The organism is Acinetobacter sp. 1566109 (assembly GCF_000582255.1).
Taxonomy (GTDB): domain Bacteria; phylum Pseudomonadota; class Gammaproteobacteria; order Pseudomonadales; family Moraxellaceae; genus Acinetobacter; species Acinetobacter nosocomialis.
Genome location: NZ_JEYB01000019.1, coordinates 40,159 through 51,941 on the forward strand (window position 1 = coordinate 40,159; position 11,783 = coordinate 51,941).

Sequence of the window (11,783 nt, forward strand, 5' to 3'; positions counted from 1 at the left end):
AATTGATAAAGATGACAAAAACATTAAAAAACAAATCATCTTAAAAGAGTAATTTCAATGATTTATATCGAAGTTGTGTCTGTGGTGGTGATTTGGTTGACTTTCTGGTCACTTATCCCTCGTGATGAGTGGTGGTTTAGAGGGGCTGATTTTCCACGTTTACAAATTCTGTTTGTGGGCTTTATTGCTTTAATTGGCATGTTGTTTTGGCCGTCTGAATGGAACATATGGCGTGAGCTTTTACTTGCAGTACTCATTGCAGCAATTGCTTATCAACTTAAAATGGTTTTGCCTTATACCTTGTTTTGGAAAAAACAGGTTAAAAAGGTAAAGCAACATCAAGTAGATCCTAAAAAGCAGATTTCACTAATTGTTTCTAATGTGCTTACACCCAATGATAAATATCATTTATTACTTGAGCATGTACGGACATTAAAACCTGATTTATTGTTGACGTTAGAAAGTGACAAGACATGGGAAAATGCTCTAAAAGAAATTGAAGAGGAGTACCCTTACCGTGTGCCTGTACCATTAGATAATTTGTATGGCATGCATTTATATAGTCGACTACCGCTTAGAAATACTGAGGTCAAGTTCATTTTAAGTAATGAAATTCCTTCTATTCATACCACTGTAATCTTACGTTCTGGGATGCCTGTTCAGCTCTACTGTTTACATCCTAAGCCGCCTAGTCCAACTGAAGCAAAAGATTCAACACTACGAGATGCAGAGCTTTTAATTGTTGGAGATCAAATTAAAGATCTGGATGAGAGTTGTATCGTGATGGGAGATCTAAATGATGTCGCATGGTCACGCACAACACGTTTATTTCAGCGTATTAGTGGATTACTCGACCCGCGAGTTGGCCGACACTTTATTAATACTTTTCATGCAGATTACTCTTTATTGCGTTGGTCACTTGATCATATCTTTCATAGTACAGATTTTGGTTTAGTAAAAATGCAGCGTTTATCTCATATTGGATCAGATCATTTTCCTGTCTACGTTGTTTTACAAACAGGTCGAATATTTGAAGAGATTCAAGAAGAAGTTGAAGAAACTCAAGATGATGAAGAAGAAGCTCAAGCTGCAATACAAGAAGGTATTGCTAAAGCTGAAAAAGAAGAAAAAATAGTGACTGATGAAATTGCAGAGCCTTATAAAGAGAAAAGTATATAAAAGCAGGTTGTAAGCAATATCGTACAAAGATTTGAGTCTAGGTCCAATAGGCAGGGGGAACTAAAACCCGTATTCTACATTCATCGGCACACGGAAGCGGGAATGGATAATCCCAAGTAAGGATGCACTAAGCTGATATGGAACGACATCATGGATAAGATGTTAGAATGGAAGCAATAAAAAGAATTATATACCCTGAAAGCACAACCTCATTTACCCGAGTTTTGCAGGACGCAGAACTCGGGTTGATATTTTATATAAATACCATTTAATTATTTGTAAATTAAAGAAATATTTTTAAGATTATCTTAATTTTAAAATCTATTTAATTATAGGTAGTTGTCCATAAGTTTTTTATATATCCGAGCCTTTTTCGATGAAAATAGATACAAAAATTTTTTTTGATAAGTTTTTGTTTTTATAGATTATTGAAGAATAAATATAGGCTTTGGTCTATTTAGACATAAATTGGACTTGTTTAATTGGCAAATCTCAATAGAATGTGCCGATCGTTGACATGTTGGATCGTCAACAGGCATTGTTGTTTACTTCGCCGGATCGGCGGGTTGTGATTTGCTTGTGCATTTAAATTTCTGTTTGGAAATTAGTGTACATATTGAGGTTTCACTCTAAGATAGTGGTCTTCTCCCTCTCATATTTGATACTTTGCGGTGCATAAGGATTGTCTTATGAAGAATTTTAAATTTAGCCTTGCGTGGCAAATTTTAATTGCTTTAATCCTAGGGATAGTTGTCGGGGCTGTTTTACATAATCAGCCTGAAATCAAAGATAGTATTGTAAATAACGTTCTTACGCCGTTAGGTAAGATCTTTATTAGCCTGATTAAAATGATTGTTATTCCAATCGTTTTCTCTACATTGATTTTAGGTATTGCGGGTGTTGGCAGTACAAAAAGTCTTGGGCGTCTTGGTTTTAAAACCATTCTCTATTTCGAAATTATTACTACTATTGCTATTTTGGTCGGCTTGGTTGCAGCAAATATCTTCCATCCAGGTTCAGGCATTGATATGTCTCAACTGGTTCAAACTGATATTTCTCAATATAAGCATACAACTGAAGAAGTACAGTCACAGTCTCATGGTATTATCCAGACGATATTATCGCTTATCCCAACGAACATTATTAGTTCAATGGCACATGGCGAAATGTTACCAGTGATTTTCTTTGCTGTGCTTTTTGGTATTGGCTTATCTTCATTGCCAGCTACAACAAAAGACCCATTATTAAATGTATTTCATGCTGTATCGGAAACAATGTTCCGTGTGACACACATCATCATGAAATATGCGCCAGTGGGTGTATTTGGTTTAATCGCTGTAACTGTTGCAAACTTTGGTTTTGCTTCACTTATTCCATTAGGTAAATTGGTTGTATTGGTTTACGGTGCAATCTTGTTCTTTGCTTTAGTGGTACTTGGTTTAACTGCAAAAATGTTCAGCATCAATATCTTTACTTTGTTTAAGATTTTGAAAGATGAATTAATCTTGGCATATTCAACTGCTAGTTCTGAAACAGTTTTACCGCGTATTATGCAAAAAATGGAAGCTTATGGTGCGCCAAAAGCGATTTCTAGTTTTGTAATCCCAACTGGTTATTCATTTAACCTTGACGGTTCTACGCTTTATCAAAGTATTGCAGCAATCTTTATTGCACAGCTTTACGGTATTGAAATGTCGATCAGCCAACAAGTTATTTTGGTTGTAACATTAATGATTACTTCGAAAGGTATTGCGGGTGTTCCTGGCGTATCGTTTGTGGTGTTATTAGCGACATTAGGTAGTGTTGGTATTCCTGTGGAAGGCTTAGCGTTTATTGCTGGTGTTGACCGTATTATGGATATGGCACGTACTGCGTTGAACGTTGTTGGTAACGCGCTTGCTGTACTTGTTATTAGTAAGTGGGAAAAACAATATGACTATGAAAAAGCTGCTGCTTATGAAGCAACATTTAAATAAGACTGCTTTCTTTTAGTTAATAAAAAACCCGCGATGATCGCGGGTTTTTTATTACGTTATTTCAATACACTTTGATATAGCTCAAGCGTCTGGTCGCACATATCTTTTAAACTGAACATTGTCACAGGTGCGACTGTTTGCGGTTGTTCAATATGATGCTTTACTGTTTCTACTAAAGCTTTTTCATTTTCTGCTTCAACAAGACCTTGTGGATATACATGAGATAAAATCTCTGCAACACCTCCACGGTTCCAGCCAATAACTGGCGTACCGACTGACAGTGCTTCTAATGCTGTTCTACCGAATGTTTCTGCTTGATTAGATAGAGAGAGTACTATATCGCTAAAAGCGAGCCATTCGCGTATATCTGAGCGATGTCCTACAAAGGTGATCTTATCTGCAAGCCCTTTGCTTTGAATGGTGTTTTGCAACTCACTTAAATAGGCTTGTTTTTTAGCATCGGCACCACCCACAACAACAGCATGTAGTTGCGGATATTGCGACTGAAGCTGTTGCATCAATTCAATTAAGCTTTCATGTCCTTTTAAACGTGTAATACGGCCAGGCAAGCATAGTAAAAATTTATTTTCGAGTTCAGGAAAGTCATTAAAAACTTGATTAAACCACTGTGCTGAGGGTTGGTAGTTATGCGGGAAAGCAGCTGGATCAATCCCTCGATAAATCCGGACAATATCTTGTGGTGGGCAGTTTTTATAATGGTCAGTGATGTATTTAACTACGCTGTCAGAAACGGCAATTACTTTCTCGGCCTGAGTCATAATCGCACTATAACGATTGACTGAGTAGAAACCATGTACTGTGCTGATGAGGTGAGGGCGCTTATGTGTTGGTATTCCTTTTAAGGCAAAATGGGTAAGCCAAGCTGGCACACGTGAGCGTACATGAACAATATCGGGCTGATGCTCTTCAATAAGTCGACGTAAAGGGCGGATTTGCCACAAGCTCGATAAAGATTTTTTATGAATAGGTAGGGTTAAGTGTTTAGAACCTTCAGCTTCAAGTTGAGACACTAATCGTCCGCCGTTTGATACAACTAAAGATTGGTGGCCTTGTGCAACTAGTGCACGTGCAATTTCCAGTGTGCCGCGTTCTACGCCACCGCTATTGAGTTCTGGGAGAAGTTGCATCACTTTCATTGTTTTTGCCTTTAGGTTGTAGCAAAGCGGTGTTTTACCGTTTATTCATTTAATAGGTGGAGTTTACTCCTTACTTTTGTTTTGGCAAAAGTAACAAAACCATTTGTTGGACTAACGACACATCCTGAGCGATTCCCAAAGCACTGTTTTAGGAATCAGCGCAAGGTAGTCCAACGGGCGACATCCTTGTCGCCTTCGCACGATAGTACATGCTGGTGTTTATTTAGATGTTTATTACTACGGTGCGGCCGTTACTGAAGATTATTTAATAGATCTCTTCATATCCCTTAGGACGTGTCTTAAATCGACGATGAAACCACATATATTGAGTTGGTGCGATGCGAAGCTGATTCTCAATAATCTTATTCACGCGGGTTGCATCATCGACTTCATCTTCGCTTGGCATATTGTCGACTGCAGGTTCAATCAAGATATGATATTTAGGGTCATGTACATCGCCATGACGATAAAAATATAAAGGAACAGCAACCGCTTTGGAAATTTTTAATAAACGACGGTGAGCCGTTACTGTCGCAGCTGGCACTCCAAAAAATGGTGCCATAACGCCTTGTTTAAGCCCGAAGTCTTGATCGGGACTATACCAAATGGCATCACCATCTTTAAGGTGACGAATTAAGCCGCGCATATCATCATGATCAATTTGTGCTTTGTAGATTGTGCCGCGGCAGCGATAAATCAGCATATCGAGTAGTGGATTATTTTGAGGACGATAAACAACATCAGGTTCAAAATATTGAGCGCATACATAACCACCGGCATCAAGCAAAGTACTATGAGTTCCCAGTAATAAAACACCTTTGCCCTGAGCTTGAGCATCAGTAATGTGTTCTAAACCTTCAATTGTGACGCGGTTTTTAAACCAGTAAGGCTTATACCATGCGTTTAAGGTCTCAAAAATACCAAGCATCATATCTACAAAAACTTGTTTTGCTTGTTGCTGTACTTTTTCAGGTGACCATTCAGGGAAGCAAACTTCTAAATTACGAATAGTAGTTTTGCGACGAGATTTTAAATATTTCCAAGCAAGGTTTGCTAACCCGTGAGCCAAACGCCATTGGATCGCCCATGGTAAAATAGCCAAAAGCATGAGGAAAGTAATCGCAATCCATACACCCCAATATTTAGGTAATAAAAAGGACCATTGAAACTCACCGGGCGTATAAGGCTGCTTTTGGCTCATAACGATATAAAGAATTTAAAAAGTTAAAACTAGCAAAAGTGTATCACGAACTGAATTTATCGTCGTAATACACAGGAGTAAATTGAAGTTTTAGAGCAGGGGGAGGAAAACAAAGTGGTTATCGGCGGTGTTCTAAAAGAATACGAACAGCGAGTCCAGCTAATACCGTCCCCATAATCCAGCGTTGAATGCTCGCCCAAAGCGGTTTTTGCTGTAGAAAGAGCGCAATACTACCTGCAGAAAATACAATCAATGCATTGACTGAAACACTTACAAAAATTTGTATGGTTCCGAGTTGAATGGACTGCGCTAAAATACTGCCTTGTTGTGGATGTATAAACTGTGGCAATAAAGACAAATACATAATTGCAATTTTAGGATTAAGTAAATTTGTCAAAAAGCCCATTAAAAATAATTTTAATGGTGAGTCAATAGATAAGTCTTTTACACTGAAAATAGGCGCTGCATTTGGACGTAATGCTTTCCATGCAAGCCAGAGTAAATATATGGCACCGGCAATACGAATCGTGTCATAGGCATATGGAACTGCCACAACAAGCGCTGTGATCCCGAAAGAAGCGCAGAGCATATAAAATACAAAACCAACAGCAACCCCACCGAGGGAAATAAAACCTGCTATTTTGCCTTGACTAATGGAGCGAGAGATAAGATAAATCATGTTCGGACCCGGGGTGAGTACCATCGCCAAGCAAATGAGTCCGAATGCCAAAATTTGAGAGAGATCTAGCACGGAATTATCCTTAAATATTATTATACTGATAGGTATATCATAATTATTTTATATACAGCGAAACATTATTCATTGTCTTTTTAAATTAAAAAATAAGAATAATTCAGTATGATATGAATATCCTGATTTCATAGAAATTTATGAGAAATCTCCATATCGATGCCACAAAAGGCATCTTAATTTTTCTGGTTGTATTAGGTCATTACCTTGAAAGGTTAATTGGCTGGAACGAGCCTCTAAATCAAGCGATTTTAGGGAGTATTTACTTTGTTCATATGCCAGCTTTTATTTTTATATCGGGCATGTTTTTTAAAGAAGAGAAAATACTAGAAAAATTAATTTACTTTCTATCTTTATATTTGCCATTTCAGTTTTTATTTCAATTGCTTGATGCCTTTTATAGCGGAAGTTTATGGAATTGGTCGTTTCATTTGTTATGGTTTACTAAGCCTTATTGGGTGCTATGGTATTTATTTAGCATGGTGGCTTGGACGGTTCTCGCTTTTTTCTTAAAAAAGACGGCATATCCAGTTCTGTTTTCAATAGTTTTAGCTTTACTGGTTGGATGCTCACCCATCAATAATTACAGCTATTCGATGGGTCGAATTTTCGTATTTCTACCTTTTTTTATAGCTGGGTCGATTTATGGTAAAACCATTTTTCAGTATATACCGCAGTTGTCTTATGCAAAGTTATTTGCTGTTATCACATTATTAATCATTACTGCTGTAGCGGCTATAAGTCATTATAGTTATTACTGGTTATTTGGTAGTTTATCATATTTTCAACTACATGTAGATCTACGGCAGGGAATGCGGATTCGCAGTGTAATTATGTTGCTATCGGCTATGGGTGTTTTGAGTTTATTTGTACTCACTCAAAATTTTAAACAACCTTGGATTGATTTAGGCCAAAAAACGCTACCAGTTTATATATTGCATGGTTTTGTAATTATTGTTTTGACTCATCAACTAAGTTTTAAATATTCGGTCGAGATCAATATTTTCATTAGTCTTGTTTTGGCTGCCCTCACTTGTATGATTTTGCAGTTACAGCTATTTGAACGTTTAATTGGTTTAATTTCCTTATTTATTTACAGACCTTTTATAAAACTATTAGAATTTTTAAAACCAAAAAAGGGCTTTAATTAAAGCCCTTTTTTATTGATTAACTGCCTTTACTCATTTGCTCAAGTTCATCCCAACGCTCTAATTTTTCAAGCAATAATTCTTCAATTTCTGCTAGGCGTTGACTTGCTTGAGTCGCAGCATCTGCATCAGACACAAACCATGAACCATCTGCAAGTTTGTCAGAAAGCTCGGCTTGTTCAACTTCCAGCTTTTCAATTTCAGCAGGAAGTTGCTCAAGTTCACGTTGGTCTTTATAGCTCAATTTCACCTTTTTTACGCTACTTTGAGCAGCAGCTTTTTCAGCTTCAGCTTTTGCCTGAGCTTTCTTAACATCAGACTTCTGGTCTACCACTTTTTCATCTGGGCGTTGTAGTAAGTAGTCTTGGTAACCACCAATGTACTCTGCAATACCACCTTTACCATCAAAGACCCAAGTAGAAGTGACAACATTGTCCATAAATGCACGGTCATGCGAAATAAGTAATAAAGTGCCTTTATATTCAGAAAGCATCTCTTCAAGTAGCTCAAGAGTCACCATATCCAAGTCATTGGTTGGTTCGTCCATCACAATCAGGTTCGATGGTTTAAGCAATAATTTAGCAAGCAAAATACGGTTACGCTCACCACCCGAAAGGGCTTTTACTGGTGTACGTGCGCGTTCAGGTGAGAACAAGAAATCTTGTAAATAACTGTAGATATGACGACGGTTACCATTTACATCCACAAAGTCAGAGCCTTCTGAAACGTTTGCCATGACTGTTTTTTCAAGGTCTAAGGCATTACGTAATTGATCAAAATAAGCAACTTCTAATTGAGTACCTGTCTTAACAGAACCGCCATGTTCGATTTCACCTAGAATGGCTTTAATTAAAGTCGTTTTACCGACACCGTTATCACCGACTAAGCCAATACGATCACCACGCATGACAAGTGTAGAGAAGTCTTTGATGAGTGGTTTGCCATCATAAGATACGCTCAAGTGCTCAATATCAAATACTAATTTACCAGAGCGATTTGCTTCTTGAGTCGCCATGCTCACTTTGCCTTGTTGTGAACGGCGTGCTTTCGATTCTTCGCGTAAAGCTTTTAATGCACGAACACGGCCTTCGTTACGTGTACGACGTGCTTTAATGCCTTGACGAATCCAAGCCTCTTCTTCAGCTAATTTTTTATCAAATAAAGCATTTTGTTTCTCTTCGGCTTCCATTTGCTGAGCTTTAAGCTCCAAATAGCGTGAATAGTTACCTTCGTAGCCACGTAAGATGCCGCGGTCAAGTTCAACAATTCGAGTCGCAATGCTATCTACAAAAGAGCGGTCATGCGAAATAAATAGAAGTGTTAAATTATTTTGATCGAGTAGGAATTTTTCTAGCCACTCAATACTTTCAACATCTAAATGGTTGGTTGGTTCGTCTAGAAGCAATACGTCTGGCTGCGTTAAAAGAGCACGAGCGAGTAAAACACGACGTTTACGTCCACCAGATAAGTCTGCCAAATCTGCATTTGGGTCGAGACCCATTTTACTTAATAGAGCATTCACCTTATTTTCAAGTGCCCAACCGTCTAGTTGGTCTAGCTTGTGCTGAAGGTTACCCATACGGTCGCAAGCTTCCATATCGCCAAGCATACAAGCATCGGTTGCTTGGTGATACGCTTTGAGTACTTCAGCCGCTTCTCCTGCGCCGTCTGCTACAATATCAGCAACCTTACCTGAATCCATTGGAACGTCTTGGGCTAACATGGAAACCGTTAAACCATTTTGGATAGAAACTTCACCAGAATCCGGTAATAAGCTTCCCTCGATGAGTTTAAGTAAAGTAGACTTACCTTCACCATTACGCCCAATTAAACAGACTCGTTCGCCACGTTCTAGATTAAAGTTCGCGCCATCGAGCAGGGCAGGTCCGCCAAAAGCAAGTTGGACATCCCTTAGGGTAATATAGGCCATAATGTTTTCCAGAATCTCAAATGAGGATTTAAATGACTAAACCACCATATCATGATGATCAAGCGTCATTTTCCGCACCCATTGAAGATTTGCAAGTGCGAATTACATTTTTGGATGATTTAGTTGAACAATTAAATCAACAACTCGCTATTCAAACTCAGGAAATAGCTGATTTGAAAAAACAAATGCAATTACTTTATCAACGTGTGGAATCTTCAGATTTATCAGAAGGCATTGCACCTTTTGACCCTTTAACGAATAAACCTCCTCACTATTAATAAAAAGGCAAGTTCAATACTTGCCTTTTTATTAGGAGGTATTTTGAATTTTACTTAAAAACCTTGTAAAACAATCTTCCCTTTTGTTGTTCCACTTTCAATTTGCTGATGAACCCGTTTTAAGTTTTCAGCATTAATTGGACTTAAAACTTCAGTCACGGTTGTTTTAATTTTCCCTTCATCAACCAGCTTGCTGACTTCATTTAATAGATCACTTTGTTTTTGCATATCTTCAGTCTGAAACATTGAACGTGTAAACATAAATTCCCAATGTACAGATACAGACTTTGATTTAAACGGTTTAATATCTAACTGTTCAGGGTCATCAATTAAGCCAAAATGCCCTTGTGGTGCAATCAACTCTACAATATCTGATAAATGTTGATCCGTTTGAGTGGTCGAGAACACATATGAAGGTGCATTTAAGCCTAATTGCTTGATTTGTGGGGCTAAAGGCTCGCGATGATCTAATACATAGTCGGCACCTAGTTGTTCTACCCATTCTTTTGTTTCGGGACGTGAAGCTGTAGTAATAATTGTTAGATTAGTTAATTGCTTAAGAAGCTGAATGGTAATTGAACCTACACCGCCAGCTCCACCAATCACTAAAATAGTTGTATTAGCAGGTGCAGTCTTTGGAACTTGCAGACGATCAAATAGCATTTCCCAAGCTGTGATTGCAGTTAAAGGGAGAGCAGCTGCCTCTGTTGCTCCTAAAATTTTTGGTTTATGACCAACAATACGTTCATCAACCAATTGCAATTCACTATTACTGCCTTGGCGATTTAAAGCACCTGCATACCAAACAACATCGCCTACTCTGAATTGAGTGACTTTATCGCCAATCGCTTCTACCGTGCCTACAGCATCCCAGCCAAGCACTTTCCAGCCGGATTCCGCACTTATATTTTTACGTATTTTGGTATCGACTGGATTTACTGAAATAGCTTGCACGCGAACTAGTAAATCGTGCCCCTTCGCAACAGGTGTATCGAGTTCAATATCAACGAGTGATTCTGGCGATGTAATGGGACCTGCTTTTTGATATGCGACAGCTTTCATAATTGTGATTCCTCTTGTTGAGAGTTTGATCATAACGTAAGCTTTAAAATAGTGACTACAGACAAATAACGCTCATAGTGTCAAAAAGGATACTGTAAAATGGCAAAAGCTCGACATTCAAGTTTTGACTGCTCACCGGGTTGTTCAGTTGAAGCCGCGATCAGTTTGATTGATGGCAAATGGAAATGCGTCATTCTTTGGCATTTATTAAATGAAGGAACTTTACGATTTAATGAAATCCGTAAACGAGTTCCAAGCATTACGCAAAGAATGCTCACCAATCAGCTTCGTGAGTTAGAACAAGATGGCATTATTCATCGGGAGGTTTATCCTCAAGTTCCTCCTAAAGTGGAATATAGCCTGACTGATTTAGGACGTGGGCTTGAGCAGATACTTCTTGCTCTAAAAACGTGGGGAGATGCGCATCTGGATCAGTTTGGTAAGTTAGCTACTCTTGAAACTGAAAAGAGCGCCTAAATATTGTGCCTAGATTGCTAAGAATATCTATGAGGAAATGTTGTAGTTTTTAACCTCGTCGGTTAATTGGACATTATTTTTATGATGTAACTTGCGTTTTCTGGTCAGCTTATGCAACTCTAATAAAAGAGATTAATAGGTTTTGCTATGGACAATATCGGAATTTGGGTTACCGTTATCATTGTTCTTTTTGTGCTGGGCTCCATTTTTGGTTTAAGAGTGAGTCCGCGTGAAAAGGCACTCGGTATTATGCGAGACAAAGCCCGTAAAATGGGACTACATCCACGCATAATTGCCGCACCTGAATGGACACATGTCCCGATGGCAACTGAAAAGCGTGCCAGCATGGTTGCTTATTATAGTGTATTGATCCCCGATGCTCGTTTAACGCTCATGCGTGCTCGTGTTATAGACGGAAAATTAAAAGTAGTGCAGGGTGATGAGAAATTTAATGATTCTCCCATTGCATTAAAAGGGATTTATGCTATTGATATGCAGGCAAACTGTGTAGGCCTTTATTGGGATGAGGAATCGGACCTAAAAGCCACGCAATTAGATGAGATGAAGGCTTATCTGTTGGCCTTGGCTGAAGCCTGATTTTTAAATTTATTGGTATAGGAATAA

General features: G+C 38.4%; 11 protein-coding genes. 6 read left to right on the top strand and 5 right to left on the bottom strand.

Features of this window, described 5'->3' with window-relative positions:
* Nucleotides 1–57 precede the first annotated feature (57 nt).
* Together J582_RS14230 and gltP are read left to right on the top strand one after the other, a co-directional pair.
* Nucleotides 58–1,179 carry an endonuclease/exonuclease/phosphatase family protein gene (locus J582_RS14230; protein WP_002053517.1) on the top strand — a complete coding sequence of 374 codons (1,122 nt, stop codon included), beginning with the start codon at nucleotides 58–60 and terminating at the stop codon, nucleotides 1,177–1,179.
* Nucleotides 1,180–1,868: 689 nt separating this feature from the next.
* Nucleotides 1,869–3,155 (top strand): glutamate/aspartate:proton symporter GltP, encoded by a 1,287-nt coding sequence (gltP, locus tag J582_RS14235; protein WP_002053256.1) that lies wholly within the window; start codon nucleotides 1,869–1,871, stop codon nucleotides 3,153–3,155.
* Nucleotides 3,156–3,211: 56 nt separating this feature from the next.
* Here gltP and J582_RS14240 read toward each other — a convergent pair whose 3' ends face one another.
* The 3 genes from J582_RS14240 to J582_RS14250 form a co-directional block, all read right to left on the bottom strand.
* Nucleotides 3,212–4,312, bottom strand: coding sequence for a glycosyltransferase family 4 protein (locus J582_RS14240; RefSeq protein ID WP_032048130.1), 1,101 nt, complete (start codon nucleotides 4,310–4,312; stop codon nucleotides 3,212–3,214).
* Nucleotides 4,313–4,577: 265 nt separating this feature from the next.
* Nucleotides 4,578–5,513 carry an LpxL/LpxP family Kdo(2)-lipid IV(A) lauroyl/palmitoleoyl acyltransferase gene (gene lpxL, locus J582_RS14245; protein ID WP_032048131.1) on the bottom strand — a complete coding sequence of 312 codons (936 nt, stop codon included), beginning with the start codon at nucleotides 5,511–5,513 and terminating at the stop codon, nucleotides 4,578–4,580.
* A gap of 118 nt (nucleotides 5,514–5,631) precedes the next feature.
* On the bottom strand, nucleotides 5,632–6,264 hold the full coding sequence (locus tag J582_RS14250; protein ID WP_004710695.1) for a LysE family translocator: 633 nt from the start codon (nucleotides 6,262–6,264) through the stop codon (nucleotides 5,632–5,634).
* Nucleotides 6,265–6,404: 140 nt separating this feature from the next.
* Between J582_RS14250 and J582_RS14255 the strand changes: the two genes are divergently transcribed.
* A complete protein-coding gene (locus tag J582_RS14255; RefSeq protein ID WP_032048132.1) occupies nucleotides 6,405–7,415 on the top strand; it encodes an acyltransferase family protein in 1,011 nt (336 codons plus the stop codon).
* A 16-nt stretch (nucleotides 7,416–7,431) separates the two neighbouring features.
* Here the strand turns inward: J582_RS14255 and J582_RS14260 are convergent, their stop codons facing one another.
* Nucleotides 7,432–9,342, bottom strand: coding sequence for an ATP-binding cassette domain-containing protein (locus tag J582_RS14260; RefSeq protein WP_032048133.1), 1,911 nt, complete (start codon nucleotides 9,340–9,342; stop codon nucleotides 7,432–7,434).
* A 32-nt stretch (nucleotides 9,343–9,374) separates the two neighbouring features.
* On the opposite strand from J582_RS14260, the gene J582_RS14265 reads away from it, so the two are divergent.
* On the top strand, nucleotides 9,375–9,620 hold the full coding sequence (locus J582_RS14265) for a SlyX family protein (protein ID WP_002053395.1): 246 nt from the start codon (nucleotides 9,375–9,377) through the stop codon (nucleotides 9,618–9,620).
* A 54-nt stretch (nucleotides 9,621–9,674) separates the two neighbouring features.
* Here the strand turns inward: J582_RS14265 and J582_RS14270 are convergent, their stop codons facing one another.
* On the bottom strand, nucleotides 9,675–10,682 hold the full coding sequence (locus J582_RS14270) for a zinc-binding alcohol dehydrogenase family protein (protein ID WP_032048134.1): 1,008 nt from the start codon (nucleotides 10,680–10,682) through the stop codon (nucleotides 9,675–9,677).
* 99 nt (nucleotides 10,683–10,781) lie between these two features.
* Between J582_RS14270 and J582_RS14275 the strand changes: the two genes are divergently transcribed.
* Nucleotides 10,782–11,159 carry a winged helix-turn-helix transcriptional regulator gene (locus tag J582_RS14275; RefSeq protein WP_002053421.1) on the top strand — a complete coding sequence of 126 codons (378 nt, stop codon included), beginning with the start codon at nucleotides 10,782–10,784 and terminating at the stop codon, nucleotides 11,157–11,159.
* Nucleotides 11,160–11,306: 147 nt separating this feature from the next.
* Nucleotides 11,307–11,756 (top strand): hypothetical protein, encoded by a 450-nt coding sequence (locus J582_RS14280; protein WP_002053270.1) that lies wholly within the window; start codon nucleotides 11,307–11,309, stop codon nucleotides 11,754–11,756.
* Nucleotides 11,757–11,783 lie beyond the last annotated feature (27 nt).